Origin of the sequence: Streptomyces sp. NPDC001093, from assembly GCF_040298985.1 — a bacterium.
Taxonomy (GTDB): Bacteria; Actinomycetota; Actinomycetes; order Streptomycetales; family Streptomycetaceae; genus Streptomyces.
In genome coordinates, this window is the sequence record NZ_JBEPBF010000063.1 from 24,309 (window position 1) to 46,715 (window position 22,407).

At 69.4% G+C, this 22,407-nt stretch carries 19 protein-coding genes and 1 pseudogene; 10 read left to right on the plus strand and 10 right to left on the minus strand.

Annotated elements, in window-relative coordinates:
• The 4 genes from ABT288_RS27665 to ABT288_RS27680 all read right to left on the minus strand — a co-directional run bounded on the left by ABT288_RS27665 (position 1) and on the right by ABT288_RS27680 (position 6,867).
• On the minus strand, positions 1-1,824 hold the full coding sequence (locus ABT288_RS27665; protein ID WP_351613027.1) for a fatty acyl-AMP ligase: 1,824 nt from the start codon (positions 1,822-1,824) through the stop codon (positions 1-3).
• A 1-nt stretch (position 1,825) separates the two neighbouring features.
• Positions 1,826-2,032: an MbtH family protein gene (locus tag ABT288_RS27670; protein WP_351613030.1), complete on the minus strand. Its 207-nt coding sequence runs from the start codon at positions 2,030-2,032 to the stop codon at positions 1,826-1,828.
• A 74-nt stretch (positions 2,033-2,106) separates the two neighbouring features.
• Complete coding sequence (locus ABT288_RS27675) at positions 2,107-5,607, minus strand: non-ribosomal peptide synthetase (RefSeq protein WP_351613033.1); 3,501 nt, start codon at positions 5,605-5,607, stop codon at positions 2,107-2,109.
• A 6-nt stretch (positions 5,608-5,613) separates the two neighbouring features.
• Entirely contained in the window at positions 5,614-6,867 is a 1,254-nt protein-coding gene (locus ABT288_RS27680) for an MFS transporter (protein WP_351613035.1), read from the minus strand.
• A gap of 708 nt (positions 6,868-7,575) precedes the next feature.
• Between ABT288_RS27680 and ABT288_RS27685 the strand changes: the two genes are divergently transcribed.
• From ABT288_RS27685 to ABT288_RS27700, 4 genes are all read left to right on the plus strand, one after another.
• A complete protein-coding gene (locus ABT288_RS27685) occupies positions 7,576-8,538 on the plus strand; it encodes a SagB family peptide dehydrogenase (protein ID WP_351613038.1) in 963 nt (320 codons plus the stop codon).
• Complete coding sequence (locus ABT288_RS27690; protein WP_351613041.1) at positions 8,535-9,575, plus strand: alanine racemase; 1,041 nt, start codon at positions 8,535-8,537, stop codon at positions 9,573-9,575. The genes ABT288_RS27685 and ABT288_RS27690 overlap by 4 nt, the downstream gene beginning before the upstream one ends.
• 10 nt (positions 9,576-9,585) lie before the next feature.
• Complete coding sequence (locus tag ABT288_RS27695) at positions 9,586-10,578, plus strand: MFS transporter (protein WP_351613044.1); 993 nt, start codon at positions 9,586-9,588, stop codon at positions 10,576-10,578.
• Positions 10,579-10,728: 150 nt separating this feature from the next.
• Entirely contained in the window at positions 10,729-10,995 is a 267-nt protein-coding gene (locus tag ABT288_RS27700; RefSeq protein WP_351613098.1) for a hypothetical protein, read from the plus strand.
• Here the strand turns inward: ABT288_RS27700 and ABT288_RS27705 are convergent.
• Positions 10,913-11,422: an NUDIX domain-containing protein gene (locus tag ABT288_RS27705; RefSeq protein WP_502972837.1), complete on the minus strand. Its 510-nt coding sequence runs from the start codon at positions 11,420-11,422 to the stop codon at positions 10,913-10,915. The genes ABT288_RS27700 and ABT288_RS27705 overlap by 83 nt on opposite strands.
• A 335-nt stretch (positions 11,423-11,757) precedes the next feature.
• Here ABT288_RS27705 and ABT288_RS27710 point away from each other — a divergent pair, with 335 nt between their 5' ends.
• Positions 11,758-13,344 (plus strand): IS4 family transposase, encoded by a 1,587-nt coding sequence (locus ABT288_RS27710; protein WP_351613049.1) that lies wholly within the window; start codon positions 11,758-11,760, stop codon positions 13,342-13,344.
• Between the two features lie 424 nt (positions 13,345-13,768).
• On the opposite strand, the gene ABT288_RS27715 is transcribed toward ABT288_RS27710, so the two are convergent.
• Entirely contained in the window at positions 13,769-15,061 is a 1,293-nt protein-coding gene (locus ABT288_RS27715; protein ID WP_351613051.1) for an MFS transporter, read from the minus strand.
• Positions 15,062-15,129: 68 nt separating this feature from the next.
• On the opposite strand from ABT288_RS27715, the gene ABT288_RS27720 reads away from it, so the two are divergent.
• Positions 15,130-15,669, plus strand: a complete 540-nt coding sequence (locus tag ABT288_RS27720) for a MarR family winged helix-turn-helix transcriptional regulator (RefSeq protein WP_351613053.1) — start codon at positions 15,130-15,132, stop codon at positions 15,667-15,669.
• Between the two features lie 283 nt (positions 15,670-15,952).
• Here ABT288_RS27720 and ABT288_RS27725 read toward each other — a convergent pair whose 3' ends face one another.
• The 4 genes and pseudogenes from ABT288_RS27725 to ABT288_RS27740 form a co-directional block, all read right to left on the minus strand.
• On the minus strand, positions 15,953-17,788 hold the full coding sequence (locus ABT288_RS27725) for a DUF2637 domain-containing protein (protein ID WP_351613097.1): 1,836 nt from the start codon (positions 17,786-17,788) through the stop codon (positions 15,953-15,955).
• Between the two features lie 490 nt (positions 17,789-18,278).
• A pseudogene (locus ABT288_RS27730) lies at positions 18,279-18,396 on the minus strand (GNAT family N-acetyltransferase); the annotation flags it as partial.
• A gap of 31 nt (positions 18,397-18,427) precedes the next feature.
• Entirely contained in the window at positions 18,428-18,901 is a 474-nt protein-coding gene (locus ABT288_RS27735; RefSeq protein WP_351613056.1) for a hypothetical protein, read from the minus strand.
• A 15-nt stretch (positions 18,902-18,916) separates the two neighbouring features.
• Entirely contained in the window at positions 18,917-20,203 is a 1,287-nt protein-coding gene (locus tag ABT288_RS27740; RefSeq protein WP_502972836.1) for a helix-turn-helix domain-containing protein, read from the minus strand.
• Between the two features lie 200 nt (positions 20,204-20,403).
• Between ABT288_RS27740 and ABT288_RS27745 the strand changes: the two genes are divergently transcribed.
• From ABT288_RS27745 to ABT288_RS27760, 4 genes are read left to right on the plus strand one after another with little or no spacing between them, the layout of a single operon-like run.
• Positions 20,404-20,631 (plus strand): hypothetical protein, encoded by a 228-nt coding sequence (locus tag ABT288_RS27745; RefSeq protein WP_351613061.1) that lies wholly within the window; start codon positions 20,404-20,406, stop codon positions 20,629-20,631.
• Entirely contained in the window at positions 20,628-21,260 is a 633-nt protein-coding gene (locus tag ABT288_RS27750) for an ATP-binding protein (protein WP_351613063.1), read from the plus strand. The genes ABT288_RS27745 and ABT288_RS27750 overlap by 4 nt, the downstream gene beginning before the upstream one ends.
• On the plus strand, positions 21,257-21,721 hold the full coding sequence (locus ABT288_RS27755; RefSeq protein ID WP_351613066.1) for a DUF6415 family natural product biosynthesis protein: 465 nt from the start codon (positions 21,257-21,259) through the stop codon (positions 21,719-21,721). The genes ABT288_RS27750 and ABT288_RS27755 overlap by 4 nt, the downstream gene beginning before the upstream one ends.
• The gene (locus ABT288_RS27760; protein WP_351613068.1) at positions 21,718-22,188 is read left to right on the plus strand and encodes an ATP-binding protein; all 471 of its coding nucleotides are present in this window, start codon (positions 21,718-21,720) and stop codon (positions 22,186-22,188) included. Before ABT288_RS27755 ends, ABT288_RS27760 begins: the two co-directional genes overlap by 4 nt.
• The last annotated feature ends 219 nt before the right edge of the window (positions 22,189-22,407 follow it).

Sequence of the window (22,407 nt, forward strand, 5' to 3'; positions counted from 1 at the left end):
TCACTCCTCCGTTCGCCAGACCCGCAGGGCGCCGTCGCGCCACATCCGGTGGCAGACGCCCCGCTGCACCTTGCCGCTCGTCGTGCGGGGCAGCCCGCCGGGGAGCACCAACTCCACCTGCCCCACCGCGACCTGGTGCTCGGCGAACACCTTCGCCTGCACGGCGGCGGTCACCTCGGCCCGCAGCACGGACGGGTCGCCGGCCCGCCCGCGACCGCCCGCGGCACCCTCCCCGCCCTGGGTCGAGGACCACGCGGCCAGCACCTCGCGCCGCAGTTCGGCCACCACGACCACGACCGGTCCGGCCTCTTGCGTCTCGGCCAGGAACGCGGCCGTCGCGCCGTCGCCGACGGCCGGATGGCTCGCGGTGACCGTCCGCTCGATGTCCTCGGCGTGGTGGTTGCGGCCGTTCACCACCATGACGCTGTCGCGCCTGCCGATGACGAACAGCTGCCCTTCATGGATGAATCCGAGGTCGCCGGTGCGCAGGAAGGTCTCGCCCGACGCGTCGCCGGCCAGGGCCGCCCGGAACTTGTCCGCGCTCCCCTCGCTCTCGCGCCAGTAGCCGCCGGAGACGCTCCCGCCGCGGATCCATATCTCGCCGATGCCGTCAGCGGCGCACTCGGCACCGGTGGCCGGGTCGACGACGACCAGGCGGGTGTTCTGCGACCAGCGGCCACAGCCCACGTAGACGCGTGCGTCGGACGGGTCGGGGTCGGTCACCACGCGCCGCTCCTCGTCGGCGGCCCGGGCGGAGACCGTGAGGGTCAACGGGTCCCAGGGCTCACGGAAGCCGCTGACGTACACCGTCGACTCGGCCAGGCCGTAGGAGGGGCTCAGGGCGGAGGGCGCCAGGCCGCACGGCTCGAAGGCGTCGCGGAAGCGGGCAAGCGTGCTCGGGCGGACGGGCTCCGCGCCGTTGAGGACCACCCGCCAGTGGGTGAGGTCCAGTTCGGCCTTCTCCGCCTCGGTGACGCGGTCGACGCACCGGTCGTACCCGAAGTTCGGGGCCGACGCGGAGTGTGCACGGTACCGGGTGATGGCCCGCAGCCACACGGCAGGCCTGCGCAGGAAGGCGGCGGGGGACATCTGCACGGAGCTGCCCCCGACCGACAGGGGCCCCAGGATCTGGGCGAGCCCCATGTCGTGGAAGTGCGGCAGCCAGCTCACGGCGACGAAGTCGGCCGGCGCAGGAAGTTCGTCGACCCGCTGCGCTCGGACGATGTCGGTCAGGTTGCTGATGACGTTGCGGTGGGTGAGCCGCACGCCGCGCGGCGTGGACGTCGATCCCGAGGTGTACTGCAGCAGGGCGACGGCATCCGGAGAGGGGCTGTGCTCCCGCCACTGGCCGACCGGGGCGCCGATCCGCTCCGCGGTGTCCAGCACGCGCAGGTTCCCGCCGGGGCCGGGCTCCTCGGATCCCACGGTGAGCAGCACCGCGGGCGCACAGTCCTCGATCACGGCAGCGGTTCTGGCCGACGCCCGGCTGCCGGAGGCGGCACCGGTGGGAACCGGGACCGGAATGAGTCCGGCGTACAGACAGCCGAACAGGGCCGGCACGAAGTGGCGCGAGTCCGGGTACGCCAGCAGCGCCCGCTCCCCCGGCGCGGCGATCCCGCCGAGCCGGACCGCCAGGTCGCACGCCTCGTCGTGCAGCTGCCGGTAGGTGAGCCTGGCCTCCTCCGTGCCGTCGGGCCCGAGATGGACCAGGGCCGTGTGGTCCGGGATGGTCCCGGCATGCCGGACCAGCAGTCCGACCAGGTCCTGCGCGGGCAGGGAAACGGCAGTGGCGTGCAGGTCCGTGGCCTGTGGTGGGACGCCCATGTCAGGCATCACTCGCCAGGGCGCGCCGCAGACTCAGCGGGCGCAGGTCGGTCCAGACGCGCTCGATGTGGTCGAGGCAGTCGTCCTTGCTGCCCTGTACACCCACCTCGGTCCAGCCCTCGGGGAGGTCACGGCCGGCCGGCCAGATGGAGTACTGCTCTTCAAGGTTGACCACTACGCGGTATGTCTCGGGCTCGCTGCTGAGCATGGCGAGGCTCCTCCTGCTGGTGTCTGAGGTGGTCCGGTGCGCCGGTGGCGCGTTCCTGGGCGGGCGGTCGCTGGTCAGTCGGGAAGCCGGACCGCGCGTCGTTCGATCTGCTGGATGGGCGGCAGCGGCCGGTGCTCGGCAGGTTCCGTTCCGGCGGCGCCGACCGCCGCGTCGATCGCGGCTGCGAGCCGCGCCACAGTGGGGTTGTCGTAGAACTGCTTCACGGTGATCTCGGCGCCCCAGATGGCCTTGATCTCGCCGATCACCCGCATCGTGAGCAGGGAGTCGCCGCCCACGTCGAAGAAGTCGGCGCTCACCGCGACGTCGTCGAGTTGTAGGGCCTCGGCCCAGATCTCGCACAGGCGGCGCTGGGTGTCCGTGCGCTGCCGGTCCTCCTGGCGGGAGCCGTGGGCGCCGTGCACCGGCCGCGCCACGACCCGGCCGGCCGCGGGGGTGAGCGAGGCGCGGTCGACCTTGCCGTTGCTCGTGGTTTGCAACTGCGCGACCACGACGATGCGGTCGGGCAGCATGTAGTGCGGCAGGACGGCGCGCAGCCCCTCGTACCAGCCGCTGGTGTCGGCCGTGTCCGGGCCGCCTTCCACGGGGACGGCATAGGCGTCGATCTTGCGCGCCTCGGTCGGGCCAGAGGCGACGGCCACCGCGTCGGCCACGCCCGCAAGGGACCGCAACGCCGCCTCGATCTCGCCGAGTTCGATGCGATAGCCGCGCACCTTCACCTGCTCGTCCGCCCGGCCGACGTACTCCAGCTGTGGACCCGACGGAGTGGCACGTTCGCGCACGAGGTCCCCGGTGCGGTAGATCCGCCGGCCCGGCTGCCCGGCGAAGGGGTGCGGCAGGAAGGCTGCGGCCGTCTTGGCGGGGTCGGCCAGGTAGCCGCGGCTGAGCGCGTCTCCGCCGAGATGGAGGATGCCGGTCTCGCCGGGAGGTACCGGCCGCAGGTCCTCGTCCAGGACCCAGGCCTCGACTCCCGGCAGCGCGCGGCCGATCAGGGCGTTGCCGTGCTTCTCGTCGCCGTCCACGTACACCGCGACGGTGGCGTCGATGGTGCACTCCGTCACGCCGTAGCAGTTGACGACGTCGCCCTGCGGGCCGAGCAGGCCCCGCACGGACTTCATCTCCTCGGTGTGCACGAGGTCGGAGCCGACGATGAGCAGGTCGAGCCCGCGCAGCGGGGTCTCGGCGTGCCCGTCGGCGTGGGTGGCCAGGCGGCGCAGTACCGGCGGCACGAAGTCGGCGATCCGCACCTGGTGTTCGTCGATCAGGGCGAGCAGCCGCTCCGGATCCAGCATCACCTCGCGCGGGCAGATGACGAGGGTCCCGCCCGAGCCCAGCGCCCGGATGGTCTCGCCGAGGAAGCCGTCGAAGCTGAAGTTCGCCATCTGTAGCTGGGCCAGACCCGGTGCGATGCCGAAGGTCTCCTGCCAGGCGCGGTAGGTGCTCGCGAGGCCGCCGTGGGTGCCCATGACACCCTTCGGGCGGCCCGTGGAGCCCGAGGTGTAGATGACGTATGCGAGCGACGCCGGGTGGACGACGGCCGCGGTGGCCGGGGCCGGCTGTCCCCGGGCCGCCAACTCGTCGGTCGTCAGGACCGGCAGGCCCGTGCCGGCGAATCGTTCCCGCAGGGAGGCGCCGGTGACGAGGGCGACGGGCGAGGCATCGTCGAGGATCTGCCGGTGTCTCGTCGCGGGGTCGTCGGCGTTCAACGGGACGTAGGCGCCGCCCGCCTTCCACACGGCGAGGACGGTCGCGACGAGGTCGATGGAGCGGTCGAGGCAGATGGCCACCCGGGACTCGGCGCCGACGCCGGCCGCACGCAGTCCGTGCGCGAGCCGCTCCGCCCGCTCGTCGAGATCGCGGTAGCCGATCCGGTCGGTGCCGCAGATCACGGCGGCCTGATCCGGCCGTTGCCGTACGTGCCGTGCGAGGAGTTCCGGCAGGAGGTAGGGGCGGATGGGGCGGTCGGGTGCATCGGCGAGCCGGACCAGCAGCTCACGGAACCGGTCCGCCAGGCCGCGCACGGTGTCCTCGTCGAGGGTTTCCGCGCAGTACGCGAACGTGCACCGCAGCGCGTCGCCGTCCGGGCGCAGGGAGACGTCGAGATCGGCGGCGACGCTGGTGCGGGGCGCGGAAACCATGCGCACGTCCAGGCCGGCGAAGTGGGCGGCCCGGCGTTCGGGCACCAGGTTGAAGAGGGGCAGCTCGGTTCCGCGGCCCTTTCCGGTGCCGGGTTTGAGGGCTCGCAGCAGATCCGAGAGGGGGTAGCGGGCGTGCTCGTACGCCTCGAGCAGTGACCGGGACGCGGTGTCCGAAAGGTCCCGGAAGGTGTCGCCGGCGCGCAGCACCGTAGTGACCGGGACGACGCTCACGCAGTTGCCGACCGTACGGGACCCGTCCTCCGCGGACAGCAGCCGGACGGGCACAGCGACGGTGATCTCCTCCTGTCCGGTGATCTCGTGCAGGAGAGCCGCATAGGCGCTGAAGTACACGGTGAAGGGGGTGTGGCCCTGGTCCCGTCCCCGGGCTACGGCCCGGTCGACCAGGGCGGCCTCCACGGTGACGACGACCTCGTCACCGGTGCGCCGGTCGCCGGCCTCCTCGGGGCGGTCCAGGGGCAGTTCTGGAGCGGGGATGCCCGTGGGGTAGCGGCCCAGCCAGTAGGCCTCGTCAGCCTGCCGTCGCGAACCGGCCCGATAGGCGCTCTGGGTGCGGACGAACTGCCGGTAGGGGGCGGGTTCGGGCAGCGCTCCCGCGTCCGTCCCGGAGCAGGTCGCGCTGTACAGCGCGCCGATGTCGTCGATCAGGATCTGGAAGGAACCGCCGTCCGCGACGAGGTCGTGGCCCGTGAGGGAGAGCAGGTGCCGGTCCTCGTCGACCCGCGCGAGGGCGATGCGGTACAAGGGTCCCTGCGCCAGGTCGAAGACGTGCCGCGACCCGGCTCGCATGAACGTGTCGATCAGTTCGGCCCGGCGCTCGGCGGGTTCCTCACGCATGTCGGAACGCAGGATCCCGACCTCGTGCCGGCGGATGCTCTGGTGGCTGCCGTCGGGGGCGAAGACGCTGTGCAGGCTCTCGTGCCGGTCCACGACGGTCCGCAGGGCGTCGATGAGTTCGGGGACCCGCAGTTCGCCGCGGAGGTCGAGCACGACGGTCTCGTTGAAGGAGCGGGAGACGTCGTGGCCGAGCTGGCTGAGGAACCAGGTCTGCCGCTGGCCCTCGGTCAGCGGATACCGCTCGCCATCGGCCGCCGGGCTGTGCTCCCGCTGCCGGGAGGCGTTTGCCGTGGCACGCTGCTCCTGTGCCGCGGCCACGGCCCGGGCCAGGGAACGCGGGGTTCCCTCCGCGGCCAACGCCTCACGCAGAGAGAGCGTGACGCCGAAGCGCGCCTCGATGCGGTGCAGCACGTCGAACATGGCGAGGGAGTCGAGGCCGAGGGCTACCAGCGTGGTGTCGGGGTCCAGAGGGCCGGACGCGTTGAGCAGTGCCTCCAGCTCCGTGGTCAGCGTGGCGAGGACTTCGTCGGTGCGCCGAAGTGTCCTGTCGGCCGGGGTACTCACGTCGCCTCACGTTCCTTCGATCGGGGATGTGGGCCGCAGGGGGCGCCCGGCGCCCGCCCGGCCCACCGCGGTGAAGATGCCGGACAGCGCGATCAGCGCGCACGCGATGCCGGAGACCAGGCAGACCGAGGCGACCGAGTAGGCGTTGACCGCCGCGGTGAGGAGGGCGGCCCCGAGCGGGCCGACGGCCTGGTGGATGGTCCAAAACGCCGAAGTGACGCGCCCGAGCAGGGCGTCGGGGGTCAGCTCCTGGCGCAGCGACATCGAGCAGATGCCGGCGAGACCGGTGAAGAAGAGGAAGCCGACGGCGAGCGCGGCCACGCCGTAGACGTTCTTGGTGAATCCGATGGCCGCGATGGTCAGCCCGCACAGCGTGAACGCGCCGATCCACGTGACACCGAACCCGAGCGTCCTGCGGACGACGGCGACCAGCCCGCCGGCGAGCATGGACCCGATCGTGGCAGCCGCGAGGACATAGCCGACGACGCTGTCCCCCTCCCCCAGGTCGTGCTTCAGATAGAAGATGAAGATGTCGGTGAGGCCCAGGGTGATGAACGTCTGCAGGGAGAGCAGCCCGGTCAGGGCGCGCAGCAACGGGGTCTGCCACAGGAACCGCGCGCCCGCGGTGAATTCCCTCCTGGACACCGTCCCGGCAGGGGCGGGGGTGTGTTCACCCTCCGGTGGCCGGAATCTGATGAGGCTCAGCCCCAGGGCGGATGCGGCGAAACTGGCGGCGTCGATCGCGACGGCGGTCACCGGCCCGAGGGCCGCGCAGAGAAGGCCGGCCCCGGTCATACCGGCGATCGTCATCACGGCGTACGTCGCTTCGAGGCGGCCGTTCGCTGCCGTTATCTGTTCCTTGTCCACCAGGTTCGGGACGGCCGTGACGTACGTGATCTGGAATCCCATGCCGAATACGGCTCCGAGCGGGACCACGAGATAGAGCAGCCACACCTGCGGGGAGATCATCCACAGCAGCGGAATGAGCCCGTAGAGCAGGGATCTCGCAATGTCGCAGACAATCATCAGTTTTCGCCGATCGACTCGGTCGACAATGACGCCTGCGAAAACTCCGGTGCCGATGGAACCCACGGAGGTGAGGCCCGTGAGTAGCCCCATCTGCACCACTGAGCCAGTATTGTGCAGGATCAGCAAAGGAAGTGCGACAAGCGAAAACGAATCACCGGCGACCGAAACACCTTGACTGATCCAGAAGAATAAGAATGGTCGATTTTTGCGCAACGTACCAGCGATGGTCACTCGCCTCCGGCTGCTTCTTCGAGCCCGCCTACCAGGCAGCCCAAATACCCCGTTAATACCTTCGGTCGAACGATCACCCATGCTTACACGCAAGTTCCAAGCCTGTCAAACACTTATCGGAACCCGATCATGGCGCCTCACAGCACCTTTACAATGATCAAAAACCGGACAATGAATCTCAAGATCTACAAAACACACCCGCAGCATCCCGCAAGTCCCTGCAGGTAAAGGAGTAACCAAATCCCGTAAGCATATCCAGCGACTGCAAATAAGTGGCTAGACTGTCATTGCTGCAGAGCACTCCTGGCTCGTGTGTCCACTCCCATAAAGGTCGGGATACGGCGCGTGGAGCACTGCGGTGTACGGCATGCTCGCCCCCGAAATCTCAGTCAGAGAATGGAGCGTGAATCATGATCGACACCACAGAAAACGAAATGTCGAACTCCGCTTTCGAGGAACTGCTCGACGACGAATACGACCGCCCCCAGACCTGTCTGGTACCGCCGGCGGCCTGACGTCTTCATGCGCCTGCGCGTCTCTCCGCTGTGCGTGTTCACCTGGCGAAGAGGACAGTTGATCTGTGACGATCCGTTGCGGCACCGCCAGCTGGCCCTGAGGCCTGAGGCCCAGCGAGTACTGTTGCACTTCGCCGACTGGAAAGATGTGGCCGAGTCCGCGGAGCCGGGGGTCACTCCGGACCCATGGCTCGTGCGCCAGTTGCACGAGGCCTGCATTCTGATCGCCGAGGGGACGGCCGAGCACCGGTTCGCTGAGTCTCTCGGGCCCTGGTCCGAGTGGGGCACCGCGGCGACGTACTTCCACCTGGCCTCGCGCACGACCCGCACCGACGACTTCCGCTCCGCGGCCGAGGACACCGCCTGGCTGCTGGAGAACCGGGCGGACCGCCCCCAGCCGGCCGAGATCAAGGAGTATCCGAACGCCGAACGACTGGTGCTGCCGCCGGCTGACAATGCGCGGTTCGCCGCCCAGGGTCTGGACTCCGTGCTGCGCAGACGCCGCACCACCCGGAGGTTTGATCCCGAACAGCCCATGCTCACGGACCAGTTGGCCACCCTGCTGTACTGGCTGGCCGGAGTACAGCATGTCGTGGAGTCTCCGGAGTTCCGCCCCTCCCTGCTCAGGGCCAGCCCCTCGGGCGGCGCACGCCAGTCCCTCGAGGTGTATCCGGTGGTCCGGAACGTGACGGGCATTCCCGCGGGTGTCTACCACTACCACCCGACCGCTCACGCCCTTGAGGCACTCGACACCGGTCCGCTCGACGCCGGTCGGCTCGTCGACATGTGCGGCGGGCAGAGCTTTGTCCAGGATGCCTCCGTGGTGCTGCTCTACACATCGGCCCTGGACCGCGTCGCCTGGAAATACCTGATGGGCCGCACCTATCGCACCCTCTACATGGAACTCGGCCACTTCAGCCAGACCGCGTACCTGACCGGCACGGCGCTGGGCCTCGGCGTCGCATTCACCGCCGCCATACGGGACACAGCGGTCGAAGAGCTGCTCGGCCTGGACTGGCGGCATGAAATCCCGTGCGGCGTCACCGCGGTCGGCGTGCCCGCGCCCGCCGAGGCCGCCCGCCAGGAGGCAATGCTGCACGGAGCGCCGCCCGCCTTCTCCTTCGCCGGCGATGCATGGGACGGGCGGAGCGTATGAGCGCCAGACACACGGCGGACGAACGATCCCCTGGCGGCATCCATGCTCATCTCGACCTCACCCGCCTGCAGAACAACATTGGCCGCTTCCACCAGCGCGTGGCCGAACGGGGTGTGCGCGTCCGCTGCCATGTGAAAGGCCACCGGACCGTTCAGATCGCGCAGCGCCAGCTGGCGGCGGGCGCAACGGGCATCGCGGTGACGCAACTGGCCCAGGCACGCCGGTACATCGCCGCGGGCATCACGGATGTCGTGGTCGCGCACCCCTGGACCGATCCCTGGCGCTGGCGGCTCATCGCCGAACTCGCCGACCGGGCCCGCCTGTCAGCCCACGTCACCACCGAGGAAGCGGTCCGCGGCCTGGGCGCCGCCGCCACCGCGGCGGGGACCACGGTCGGGGTCAGGCTCCAACTCGGCACCGGTGAGGACGTCACCGCCGTGCCGGACGGCCAACTCCTCGTCGTGGCCGCGGCGGTGGCGGCCGAGCCCGCCCTGCGGTTCGACGGCGTCACCGCCTACCAAGGACTCCTGACCGCCGAGCAGGCCCGCCGCCGCGTCTCCATCGGGCGTGCCACCGCCCGCTACGCCATAAGGATCGCGGGCGAGATCCGGCGCGCGGGGCTGCCCTGCCCCGGGGCGGTCGGCGGCACCCCGACCGCCGAGGGATCCCTGGAGGTGCCGGGTGTGACGGAGGTCTGCGCAGGTGCCTGTGCCCTGCAGGACGCCGGCCTCGCCGCGCTCGGCATCTGTACCCCCGAGGACATCGCCCTGCACGTGGCTTTCGACGACCCCGCCACGGCCGACGCCGCCCTGAGCGGATACCCCTACCCCTGGCAGAGCTGGGCCGACTCCCACCCGGTGAGCCCCGAAACAGCCCCGGGCACCCGTGTCGTACCACCGCACGTGTGTGCGCTTCTGCCCCATCTGGAAAGGATCACCGCCTACGACGCTCTCGGCGGTCGGCCCCTCGGCACATGGGAGACGCTCAACGCGCAGGGCACACCGCCCGGTCGGCGCCGGCCTGCGGCAGGTTCGTGACCGCATGCCGATGCGCCTCTCAGACGTCCCATGGCGCTCCCTGCCCGCGCGCCTGCACGTCCTGCGTGACCGCTCCTTCCGGCTCTTCTTCCTCGCCCAGCTGACGTCGGCGCTGGGCGATTTCGTGGCAGCTCCTGCGCTCGCCTTCGCGGCGCTCGACCTGCGGGGCTCACCCGGCGACATCGGGGTCGTGCTCAGCGCGCGGACCGTTCCGCTGGTCCTCTTCACGCTGCTGGGCGGCGGCATCGCGGACCGCTTTGCGCGCCACCGGCTGATGCTCGGCGCGGGCCTGGTCCGCTTCGTCACCCAGGGGGCTACTGCGCTGCTGGTGATCGGCGGCGGCGCGTCCGTCTGGTCCATCGCGGCCCTGCAGTTCCTCGGCGGGTCGGCGAGTGCGGTGTTCACCCCCGCCGTCTCCGGTCTGCTGCAGTCCCTGGTCGAGCCGGCACACCGCCAGACGGCAAACTCCCTGCGCGCCACCTCCCAGTCGGCTGTGATGATCGCCGGGCCGCTGCTGTCCACCCTGCTCGTCCTGCCCTTCGGGGCGGGGTGGGCGCTCGCCGCGGACGCCGCGACCTTCGCGGCGAGCGCGGTCTGTCTCGGACAGCTGCGGCTCCCGCCGCAGAGCGCAGCGGCCGAGCCGTGGCGCATGGTCGATGCACTGCGCGTCGGCTGGCACGAGGTGCGCGCACGTTCCTCGGTCTGGTCGCTCATCCTCATGGCCTCTGCCGCCAACATGCTGTACTCCGTGTTCACGGTGCTCGGCAGGGATTCGGCAGACCGGCACCTTCAGCCAGCCGGAACAGTGGCGCTTCACCTGGGAGCACACCTACTCCCGAGAGGAGTGGCTCGACCAACTCCCCACCTTCGGCGGCCTCACCCAACTCCCCACAGACAAAATGGCCGAGGTCCTGGACAACGCCGGAACCGCGATCGACAAGCTCGGCGGCCACGCCACCATGCCCTACACATCCGTCGTGATCACCTCAACCCGCTCCCATAGGCCCTGACCAACGCAAACGTCGGGCATCGCCGAGCGCGAGCAGACCGACGAGCTCGGCGACGCCCCCCGGGCAGCGGGGCAGGCTCTCCGGCTCCTTGCACCGGACCTCAGTCCAACGGTCCGTCCCGGCAGGCCAAGCAGGTGCCCCTGATGTGCGGCTCGCACCTGCTCCCCCGGCTGCGGCTCGGCGCCGCGCACCTGCTCCAGTTCCCTCTCCTGGTCGACGGAGGCCTCAACTTCGGGGCCGCCGAACGTCTTGCGGACACCCCAACCCCCGCCGGCCCCACTCCCCGGGACCTCGGAACGACCGTCGCCTTCGTCCCACCGACCCAGCTCATGAGCACCCTTCCTGCGCAGAAGCCGGGGCAGCGCGACAAGCAAGATATCGATCGAAAACCGCCCGGCTATCAGGAGTGAAGGTCCACTGCTGCAGAGCCCGCCGCAGCTCGGACTCAGTCAGCCACCCGCGCCAGGCCACCTCTTCCGGATCAGGGGCGACGATCTCCGGAAGCACAGCGTCACAGACCGCAAGCCAGTAAGAGCTGAGCCCGCCCCGGTTGAGGAACTTGAACCGAAGGCACACTGTCGCCCGCACTCCCAGCTCCTCGCTGAGCTCGCGGGCAGCTGCCTGCTCATAGGACTCGCCGACTCCCGCAGCACCCCCGACCCCGAGTTCGTAGTGCCCAGGGAAACGGGACAGGTGCTCGGCCCGCCGGTGGACGAGAAAACGGCCTTGCCTATCGCGGCACACCACCACGCCAACCCGGTGCAGCCAGCCCTCCCGAACGGCGTCCCGCCGACTGACTACCCCCAGCACACGGTCCCGAGCGTCAACACGTTCCACGAGTTCATCCACGCCGCACACGATCGCAGGCACCACTGACACCCGCCCGGAATGACCGGACCGTCACACAGCCAGCGACCCCTCAGACCGACTTCACCCCACCGAACGAAGGATCACGCCCCTGTCTCAATTCTCAATAACTTGCCTCTTGATCCCGTTGTCCACGAGGTAGCGGATCGCATCGAGCATGCAATGCCACGAAGTTAAGGCTCAGTTGAAGGTGTCAAGCGCGACCGCGACGTGAGACGGGCCTCTGCTATCCAGGGGATCGACCAAGATCTTCCTGAGAGAGCAGAGGCCCTGTGACACAGTCTGTCACGTACAGAATCGATGACGTGTTCGCGCCCGGACACGTCGGTGAATTGACGCAGGTCATCCCGACCGAGCTGGTGGATGCGGTGCTGGAGGAGACCGGGACGCGCGAGCGCCGGCTGCGCAGTCTCCCCTCGCGCGTCGGGGTGTACTTCGTGCTCGCGCTCGGGTTGTTCGAGCATCTGGGTGCCGGGCTGGTGTGGGGAAAACTCGTGGCCGGACTGGCCGCCGCAGTGCCGCAGACGTCGGAGAAGGCCCTTCGCGATCTGCGTCGGAGGATCGGAGTGGTCCCGTTCCAGCGGCTGTTCGAGGTGCTGGCGGGCCCGTTGGCCCAGCCGTCCACCCCCGGAGTGCGCTACCGACGCTGGCGGACGGTCGCCTTCGACGGCTGTGGGAGCTTGAACGTCCCCGACCACGAGCGCAATCGGTCCTGGCTCGGCCGTACGCCGCGCCGCCATGGCCCTTCCGGCTACCCCCGGCTGATGCTGATGACGTTGTGCGAAACCAGCACCCGGGGCCTGATCACCGCCGCCTTCGGCCCCGCCTCGAAGGGCGAAACCGACTACGCCCACGACCTGGTCAGCCACTTGACTTCGGACATGCTCCTGCTGGCTGACCGCGCCTTCGACAGCAACAAACTGCTCGCAGACGTCGTGGCTCAGGGGGCGCAGTTGCTGATCCGTGCCACCAGCACCCGGCGCCCACCGGTGCTTGCGCTGCTGCCCGACGGCTCCTACCTCACCCGGATCGGCGGCGTCCGACTGAGAGTGATCGAGGCCGAGGTCCGCTCCCGTACCGCCGGCGGCGACGACTTCGGCGGAACCTATCGTCTGCTCACCACGCTGAGCGACCACCGCACCGACCCGGCAGACCGCCTGGTCGGTCTCTATCACGAGCGCTGGGAGATCGAGACCGCCTATCTGGCACTGCGTCACACCCTGCTCAAAGGGCGCGTTCTACGGTCGAAGGACCCGGTGGGCCTCACCCAGGAGATGTGGGCACTCCTGACCATCTACCAGGCTCTGCGCTCGATGATGGTGACCGCAGTGGAGACAGTGCCTGGCTGCGATCCCATCCGAGCCGGCTTCACCATGGCCCTGGAGGCCGCGCGCGACACGGTCGTTGGCGTCGCTGGGATGGCTGCGGCCGCAACTCCGAGCGGACGCCCCGACCTGGTAGGACACATTGGCACCCGCGTCCTGAAGGCGTTGCTGCCCAAGCGCCGAATGCGGCTGTCCGCTCGCATCGTCAAGTGCGGTACATCCCGCTACAACATCTGGAACCGCGACGGGCGGCCTCGCGACAGTACGCCGATCACCGCCATCGTGATCACCGTGCATCCACCGGCTCTCCCTACCACGCATGCCCCAGTCCGGGCCGCTTCCGGCCGCTGGGGACAGGTCTGCCGGATCTTGGCGGAGAACTCCAACCAGGCCATGCACGCCCGCGACATCGCAGGGCATCTCGGCCTCATCGCCACCGGGCGTGTGCTGAGCGGCTTCAACGCGCAGCTCTGCTACTGGGCGCGCAACGGCCGACTCATCCGTACGGCACCGAGTACGTACAAGGTCCCTCTTCCCGGGGCCTTGACACCGTCAACTGAGCCTTAACTTCGTGGCATTGATCGAGTATCGCTCGGTGGCAGTGCGCCTCCGGCCGGCCGCCCCGGCCCCGCAGCCAGCCCGGCACCGGCAGCAGCGGCCTGACCACCGCCCACTCGGCGTCCGAGATGTCGGTCGGGTAGCGGCGTTGGCGCGCCCCGTGGTCGCCGGCGTTCGGCAACCTGTGCGCCAGGCAGTCACACGCGAGAGTGACCGGAGTGGAATCGGCTCCCACCATGCCGACCTCGGCAACAGGGCCTCCTGGACAGCTCGTTGGCGTAGACACCTTTCGAGCTACCAAGAGGCCCTGTTCTTATGCGCGGCAGTTGCCACGATCACCCCATCGGGACCCCCCGTCGTGTCCCTCAAGATGGGCACGACGACAGTCAGTCAGGCCACGGCACGAGCCGACACCGGGTCTGCAATCCTCCGGCTACCTGCCGTCCGCTGCCCTGGAGCCGGCCTCCGACTGAACCCGGCCCGCCGCGGCCACAGGTTCGCGCCTGGCATCGCCCTGTGCCGTGACCGGCTCCGCGTGCTCCCATGCCTCAGGCAGCAGCAGCACGGCCAGGTTCGCCGCTGCCACGAGCACCGCGCCTGCCAGCAGTGGCGCCGAGGTGCCGAGGAGGGTGGCAACCGGAACGGCCACGGCCAGGCCCAACGGGCGGGCGGCAAACGAGATCAGCGCGTCGAAGGAGCCTACCCGCCCGAGCACCTCCTGCGGGATGCGGTGCTGGATGGCGGTCTCCCACAGCGGGCTGAGCACTCCTAGCCCGAACATCGCCAGGAAGTACGCAGACGCCGCCCAGGGCAGCGCCAGTCCCAGCCCGAAGGCCGTCAGCGGCAGCGCGAAGACGGCCGCACCCACGGCCACGCCGACCAGCGGGCGGCGCATCGGCAGCCGTCCTGCGGCAAAAGCACCGACCAGCATGCCGACGGTCCCCAGCTGGGCCACCAGGACCCACGCGCCGTCACCGCCCATGCTCCGGACAGCGATCAGCGGTCCCAGGGTGAGCAGGAAGCCAGCCGCCAGATGCCATACTCCATGGCCCAGCACATTGGTGAGGAACCAGCGGTGGCGCCGGGTCTCGGTCCAGCCTTCACGCAACTGCGCCCGGAACCCCGCGTGGCCGCCGTCGGCCGGCCTGGTGGCCCGGCGGGTGTGCAGGCCGCCCAGGGTGGTCGCAGAGCCGATGAAGAGCGCGCCGGTCAGTAGCGAGGACCAGCCGGCGCCGAGCATCAGCATCATGCCGCCCGCCGTAGCAGGGCCGGCGGTCTGGGCCAGGCCGGTGGCAACGTCCAGCCGCGAGTTCATCCGCAGCCGCTGCTCGGCGTCGACGGTGGCCACGACCAGGGTGCGGACCGCTGGGGTGCCGAAGGCGACCGCGGCGCCGGTGACCGCGGCGAGCGCGGCGAGGTCGGGCACCCGGACCAGGCCGCAGAGCAGCTCCGCGCCGATCGCGGTCTGCGCCGCGCCCCTGAGTAGATCGGCGGTGAGCACGACCCGCTGTGGCGGGAAGCGGTCCGCCAGCACGCCGGCGAAAGGCAGCAGCACCAGCATGGGCAGCAGTTCGCAGGCCAGCACCAGGCCCAGATCCCCCGCCGAACCCGTCGAGCCGGCGGCGTGCCCTCGAAGCAGCGCGAGCGTGAGCGTGGTGGGTATCAGCGCGGTGGCCAGCGCCGCACAGGTACGGCCGACCAGCAGTCGGCGCATGGGTTGCGTCATGCACGCATAGTATTTCGCCAGCTAATCATTTGGCAACGAAATATAAGTTGGCGTAGCATACTGGGGACATGGACACCGAGAGTCAGGGCCGGGAGCGGCCCGCAGAGGGGGACGACTCCGTCGACGTGCACCTTGCACGCTGGCGTGGCAAGGCCCCGTTCGACGCGCGGGTGGAGGGGATCATCACCCGCATACAGCTCCTGGCCAAGCACGTCGGCCAGGCCAAAGACCGCGCTCTGGCCGAGGTGGGCCTGCAGGAGTTCGAGTTCGCCACGCTGCATCGGCTCGGCGCGCGTGAGGCCCCGGGGCGGGCCACCCCCTCCGAGCTGGCGGCTGAACTCATGCTTTCCCCTGCCGGCATGACGGGCCGCCTGGACACCTTGGAACAGTCAGGGCTGGTGCGACGTGTGCGCAGCAGTCAGGACCGACGCCGGGTGGACGTGGAGCTCACCGAGGCGGGGCGCACCCGCTGGCTGGCCGCGATGGAGCTGCGCGGGCAGGCGGAGGACTCGATGGTCGCCCCGCTCGACCCGACAGAGCAGGACGCGCTCAGCGCCCTGCTCAAGCGGATGCTGATCCAGGCGGAGGCGGACAGCCGCCACCGGTGAAACCCGAGTCGACGGCGTTGCTTCTCCCCGTCACGTCTCGGTATCTCGCTGGCCGCCACCGCAGCTACCCAAGGACACTCACGTTCGATCGACACCCCGCAAGATCGGATTGAAAACAGCGACTTACTCGGCGACTGGTTCAGTGCGCAGACCGCTGTGCGCACCAGCTGCGCAATAGACAGCCAGTCGGCGCAATGCTGGGGTGACCTGTGGTATCTCTTCGATGTGCAGCCGTGGCGCTGACAGGATCACTGGTACGCAGTGACGACCGGGGCGCAAATTGTCACTGCTGCGCGTGGTGGCGGGTCAGTGCCTGCCAGCGCCGCTCGAAGTCATCGGCCTGTTCTGCAATGTAGTCGCTGGTGAGCGGCTTGCTGTGCTGCGCGGTGACACCGCGGGCCGCGCACTCCTGCGCAATGGCATCGAGCGACGGGATTTCATCGCGTACCCGGTGTTCCGCCCAGACGTTGTAGACACGGAACGGCAAGAGGTAACGGCGCAAGGTGGACGGGCTGACCGGCTTCCCGCCGCGGCCGGTCATGCCCTTCTTACTCGCAAGGTAGGCGGACAGCTGCTCGGCTCTCGGCTCCTCGCCGTGCTCGGACTGGTACTCCGTCCAGGCGAGGTAGTAGCGGTCGACGGTGGTGAGCGCGGCGGGCTTCCCCATCGCGCCGTCCTCGCCAGCCAAGTCATCAATGGCGGCGCTCACCCTGGGGCTGCGCTTCTCCTTGGCAGGATGCGCGCCCGCGCCGGCCGGAGCCTCCTCAAGCTCATCCGCGTGCGAGAAGGGGTCGTCTGAAGGCGCCTGTGCGGCGGGCTCGGTGACTTCGACGTCGGTGGGCGGCTCAGTCTCGTCGAACTCGCGCTGCCGGAAGGTGGAGATGAAGTACTCCAGGTCTGCGCCCGTGATGGGCTGGCCGTCGCCGCCAGTGATCCGGTCGCGTTCGTAGACGTACGCGGCGAGAGCGGCGGCATCGGGGTGAACCCCGTGCTCCTGCGCGTACGCGAGCCAGGCGTTGTAGAAGTAGTCACCCCACCCGTCGTCCGCGTCGTGCGGGACTTGGGGCTCGGTCCCGTCCTCGGCTGAGGGCGCGTGACGCTGCTTGAGGAGCCGCAGCAGGGGTTGGAGTTGCTCATCCGACAGCGGCCCGCCCGCCGCCGTGGCGATGCCGTACCGGTCCTGGAGCCACCCAGCGAACTGCGCGCTGGTGGGCTCGAAACCGAAAGCGGTCATCCAGTCCTCATAAGCGCTCGCGAGGTGGTGGACGTTCCCTTCGCGTCCAAGGTCGGGCGCCTGCTCCCGGTGCGCGGCTCGCACCTGCTTCCCCCGCAGCGGCTCGGAGCCGCCCACCGCCTGCGCCAGTTCCTTCTCCTGGTCGACGGCGGCCTCAACTTCGGGGCTCTGCCGCTGCGCAGGAACCGGGGTCCGCTCGACGCTGAACCGGATCGGCAGCTCGTCAATGCCTGCAGCGGCCAGCCCGGCCGGGGCCGTGTCCGCCAGCGGGACGCCGTAGCGGGCCAGTCGAAGCGGCATCAGCGACTCCACCGGGGCCTTCCGACGCCAAGCCCGGCCGAAGCGCGAGCGGAGACCGGCCTGGTAAACCAGCCGTTCCTGTTCGAGCTTGATGACCTGGTCGTAGGAGCGCAGCTCCCACAGCTTCATACGACGCCACAGCAGGAACGTGGGAATCGGCGACAGAAGCCAGCGCGTCAGGCGGACACCCTCCATGTGCTTGTCCGCCGTGATGTCGGCGATACGGCCGATCGCGTGCCGGGCCGCCTCCACCGCCACGACAAACAGGATCGGGATCGCCGCGTGCATGCCGACACCCAGCGGATCCGGCCACGCTGAGGCACCGTTGAACGCGATGGTGGCGGCCGTCAGGAGCCAAGCCCCCTGCCGGAGCAACGAGAACGGAATGCGGATCCAGGTCAGCAGGAGGTCCAGGGCCAGGAGGACGCAGATGCCGGCGTCGACGCCGATCGGGAAGACGTAGGAGAAGTTTCCGAAGCCCTTCTTGACCGCCAACTCGCGGACAGCTGCGTAGGAGCCGACGAAGCCGATACCAGCGATGATCAAGGCACCGGTCACAACCACACCGATCAGAACACGGTGCATCCGAGCCAGCCGCGGCGGTGCCGTCACATAATCGCCCTTCCGAAACAGCAGTCAACAGCCATCACCCTGTCACGAACCAGACGAACCCAGAAACAGCAGCAGACGAACCTGGCCGGATCACAACGGTTGAGCTTCCCGAACGCACCTGGGTGCAGCCCGGTGAACGGGCTATCCAGACGGTTCGGATGCGGTAATGACACCAGGCACCGCACGATCGCCCCAGACGCGACACGCTGACCTGCACACGGCGAAATCGCCCTCTCAAGGGATGACGCTGTCCGCGCCGAGCACTGGCTCCGCCCACGCGGCGAGGACGAAAATCGGGCACCGCGCAAGCCTTCCCCCGGAGTCGTCGAAGAGGGTCTGGCGCACCCTGCGGCCCCGGCGTACCAGGTACCGAAGGCCCTCCACCTCTACCAAGCCGCGCTCTCCGGCTTCGAGGTCGAGGGTGGCTCCTTCGACTCGGCTGACACCCCAACTCCTGTTACATGCCGTGCCGGTCCAAGCGCTCACCGAAGGCGGTAACGGCGCAGTTCGGCAGGTAGAGGAGCGGGGCGCGCACAGCGGCGCACACGTCGAGCAGATCACCGCGAACCGGGATGGAGCATTGTAACGGTGCGGAGTTCGATGGGGGGGCCGTCATCGGCTGGCGCCCTCGGGCCACAGCACTCGCACCGGCACGCCTACCCGCTCTGCGTACGCCACCACATCCGCGGTGCCCCCGTACCCTCGCGCGGGCTTCCCGTCCCATACGGCGATCAGCTCATCCACCAAGCCGACGAGGATCTCGGAGCCAGCCTGATGGGCTTCGGGAGTCGACTGGGCCATGCCGGTGTAGTGGACGTCGGCCGCTCGGGAGATGAGCCGGTCGTAGACAGGGTGGTGCCAGTCGGGCAGGCTCTCGCGGTACTTGGCGGCCGGGACAACGACCTTAAGACTGCCGCCACGCTTCAGCACGGTTTCGGCGAACCAGGAGTCGGGGCCGTCGGCGATGCACGAGACGCCGACTAGTTCGGCCGGGTCGTACGCCTTGACCTGGTCGGCCAGGAGAGCCCGTACCTTTTCCTCGACATCCGTGCTCAGTCCGCGGTGCCCGGTGATCCCAACCCTCATGCCGTGGTCACTCTCCTACAGGTAGACGCCGTGCAGGCGCTCGTCAAAGTCCCGCACCACTTTGGGCGGTGAGGTGGTGGTGAGGCTACGGCGCACGGCGCGAGCGCGTTCCACAATCCGGCCGGACCTGTAGTGAAGGCCGATGTCGAGTGCTCTGGATGCCAGGGCGAAAGCCGCCTCTGCTCGTCCAGCGGCGAGATGTCCAGCGGCGATGTCGAGGACTAGCAGTGCGCGTTGTTTCGCATGGCCGGTGGTCAGGGCCTCCACGTCCTCAGCAAGCACCCAGTCCGGCAACCCGAGGCGTGCGCCGCAGGTGGCGCGGCATGCAGCCACCTTGTCTGGGGTGAAGGAGAAAACCCACGGCCACGGTAGCGGCTCCTGGTCGGCCGTCAGTGCCTCCGCTGCTGTGCGTGATGCGGTCAGGGATTGGTCGGCTCTGCGCCGGTCGCCGGCTGTCGCGTGCCCGAGGGCTTCGACGCTTGACAGCCATGCGTCGGCGACGACCGGGTGTTGGTCGCCGAGTACCCGGCGAGCGCGGCGGGCGAGGTTCAAGGCCTCCACGCCGTTCCCGGCGTATGCCTCGAACTGGGCGAGCGTGCCGGTCTGGTAGGCGGTCAGGAGCGCGTTTTGGGACGTTCGGGCTGCTTTTATGGCACCGCCGTACCAGGAGCGGGCCGACCCGTGATCGGCCTTGTCCCACGCGAGCCAGCCCGCGAAGGATGCGGCTTCACTGCCCGCTGCGGCCAACCGCGCCCGGTCTGCGTCGCTGTTCGCGGTGCGAGTGATGGTCTGGATGAGCCGGATATGGCCTTCCACCGCGTCGGCAAGATCTCGGGAGGGGGTGGTGCCGTCGAGTCTGCGGTAGGCACTTGTGGTCAGCCGCAGGGCGGCGGCCTGTCCGCCGGTGGTGTCGTGCGTGTCTGACACGGCGGCCAGGATGGGGGCTGCCATCGCGGCGACCGCGCCGCCGAGGACGGTGCGTCGGTGCATGGGATCGTCGTCTCTCGCCTTAGCCTGCGCCGCGCGCCCGTCTGCCAGACCCACCAATGCCGGCGGAATCTGAAGATGTGCAACCGCCGCAGTTAGGACGTCCGTGCTGTACGAGGCTGAGCCGCGTTTTTCCAGACGGGAGACTGCGGACTGAGACAGGCCAAGGGCCTGCCCGAGTGCCGCTTGCGTCATCTGTCGCCCCTTGCGAGTCAGTTCGATGACGCGTCCATAGTCCCCGGCCCGCGAGGCGTCCCGAATCGGGCCTGTCTGGAAGTCCACGACGTACCCCCACGCTACGAGTCCATGCGGCATTCGGCATCTACTCGTGCCCGCCGCGCGCATATCTGTATGCGCATGCCGCATCAGTGATGGTCCCACAGCACACGGTGATCGTTGACTGAGTGTCAAGTCAACCGCCCCCGCACCGGGGCGCGTTGTGCCCTCGGTGGTCGTCTCCACTCCGGCGTCGGGGACGACCACGCCAAATCCGACCGCGAGCGCGAGGCGACGACATGACGACGCGCAGCACGACCCCGCAACCATCCTCCGACGGGCTCGACGCCCCGGCGCTGCCATTCGAGGTGCTGAGCGACCGGCAGCGCCAGGGCGCCTCTGGCCGCTGGTGCTCCGGCACACCCGATCGACGGTTCCCGGTACGGATACTGCGCGCGCTCGGCGTCCGCCTGTACGCCTGCAAGTACTGCGCGGGCATGCACGGCGTGACGGAGGTCGAACGGTGAGCGCGAACCTGGGGCGTAACGCTGCCCAGCAGCGCACCTGTCAACGCGCTCTTCATGGCTCCGCCCAGGGACTGCTCTCCGCGCCCTTACTGCACTGCGACAGTGCCCACGCGCCTGATCCGGTCGGCCCCAAGCTCGCCCAAAAGGACGTGATGACGACGACAGCCATACGGGCGCCCTATCCCGGCCTCCGCCGTGACGGGGACCTGATGGACGAATGCATTCGGGTTGCTCCGCGCCGCGGTGACGCGCCGCCCCGCCAAGAGGACGCGTGGCGCATCGGCACCATGCGTCGGATCGCTGCCGCGAAAATCCGGTTCGGCGGATGCGAGGCGTTGATGGACGACGCGATGCTGATCGTCTCCGAGCTGCTGACGAACGCCCTCCTCCACAGCGGCACCCAGGAGATCCGGCTCCGCCTCATGCTCCAGGGCGGCTTTCTCCGCATCACGGTCGACGACGGAATGCCGGCCACCATCGAGCTTCACGACGCAGATGACGACGCCGAAGCGGGCCGGGGTCTCGCCCTCGTCGCAGCGCTGGTGAAGGAGAACGGGGGGACCTGGGGCAGCAACGACCAGGGAACCGGCGTGTGGTGCGACCTCCGCAGAGAGGGCGAGAGCCGGTGACCACGACCATGCTTTCCAGCCGCACCAGCGGGGCCGTGCCCAGGTGGACCCACTCGGTGGAACCCGCGCAGCTCCCGAGCGAGGCAGCCTTACGGGCAGCGCTGACGGCGGTCCGTGCCTGGAATCCCTACGACGGTGACGCCTTGCTTGACGACGCCGGCGATGTTCTCGACACCGTCGCTCCGTCCGAGGAGCGGGTGGAAGAACTGGGGTGGCGACTGCGCGGCGACCTGACGCAGCTCGTAGGGATCGCCACCACCTTCGAGGTCGAGAAGCAGGACCCGCGGGCCGTACAACACATCGCCAGCGCCCGCCAGTCGATCCATGCCGAGATGCCGGGCGACTACGGAAGGGCCGTGAGCCACCTGCGGCGAATGGGGTGGGCGGTCCAGGAGTTACTCGAGCTGCTGGCCGAGATCGGGTGCGTGAAGGCGCCGGACTCCCTGAGCGAGGTGCCGTGACCGCTCCCGAATCCCTCTCCCCCGCCGGGGCGGTGCTGCTGCGCAGGACCACCGAGCTTCCCGGCATCCAGCGCGCAGTTCTGACGGCCCGCTTCTGGACCCGAACAACGGTCACCGCGATGAACTGGGGCGGCGACATGATGCGCGCCGTGGAAGTCGTCAGCCGACTCGTGGATAACGGCGTACGCCACGGCCTGCCCACCCACGTGCCCCTGGAGGACCGCAGGCTTTCCCTGGCTGTGTCCCTCACGGATGCTGGCGCCATCGTCTTCGACGTCTGCGACACTGTGCCGGCCTTCCCTGACTGGGAGGCTGCCATCCGTGGGGAAAAGGGCCGCGGCCTGTGGCACGTCGCCCGCCTGGGAGCCCGAGTCACGTGGTTCCTGCCGCACGAAGGCGGCGGCAAGACCGTACGCGCTGTACTCGCCCCGGACCGGTGGCCGGTGAACCGCACGCCTACCGCATGAGTTCTGCCCGGCGGCCCGGACGCCCTCCCAGCCCTGGCCCTCGGGCAGACCAAAGACTCCCGGCGCGGGGATGGACAACACCGAACCGTCCCCCACGGCTCGAACACCGCCCCGCGCCGGGGACCGACGCGCGGGTTGGCCACACGCACGAAGGACAGGCGGCCAGCGTCGGGCGGGCCCGCGGAGCCTTGCCCGGGCTCCACCTCTGCAGCGGGCCCG

Excerpts from the sequence above, each read along its gene's own strand:
- ABT288_RS27665 (WP_351613027.1), bottom strand. The coding sequence starts at position 1,824 with ATGGGCGTCCCACCACAGGCCACGGACCTGCACGCCACTGCCGTTTCC.
- ABT288_RS27670 (WP_351613030.1), bottom strand. The coding sequence starts at position 2,032 with ATGCTCAGCAGCGAGCCCGAGACATACCGCGTAGTGGTCAACCTTGAA.
- ABT288_RS27690 (WP_351613041.1), top strand. The coding sequence starts at position 8,535 with ATGAGCGCCAGACACACGGCGGACGAACGATCCCCTGGCGGCATCCAT.
- ABT288_RS27695 (WP_351613044.1), top strand. The coding sequence starts at position 9,586 with ATGCGCCTCTCAGACGTCCCATGGCGCTCCCTGCCCGCGCGCCTGCAC.
- ABT288_RS27700 (WP_351613098.1), top strand. The coding sequence starts at position 10,729 with ATGTGCGGCTCGCACCTGCTCCCCCGGCTGCGGCTCGGCGCCGCGCAC.
- ABT288_RS27715 (WP_351613051.1), bottom strand. The coding sequence starts at position 15,061 with ATGACGCAACCCATGCGCCGACTGCTGGTCGGCCGTACCTGTGCGGCG.
- ABT288_RS27720 (WP_351613053.1), top strand. The coding sequence starts at position 15,130 with ATGGACACCGAGAGTCAGGGCCGGGAGCGGCCCGCAGAGGGGGACGAC.
- ABT288_RS27725 (WP_351613097.1), bottom strand. The coding sequence starts at position 17,788 with ATGCACCGTGTTCTGATCGGTGTGGTTGTGACCGGTGCCTTGATCATC.
- ABT288_RS27735 (WP_351613056.1), bottom strand. The coding sequence starts at position 18,901 with ATGAGGGTTGGGATCACCGGGCACCGCGGACTGAGCACGGATGTCGAG.
- ABT288_RS27740 (WP_502972836.1), bottom strand. The coding sequence starts at position 20,203 with ATGCCGCATGGACTCGTAGCGTGGGGGTACGTCGTGGACTTCCAGACA.
- ABT288_RS27745 (WP_351613061.1), top strand. The coding sequence starts at position 20,404 with ATGACGACGCGCAGCACGACCCCGCAACCATCCTCCGACGGGCTCGAC.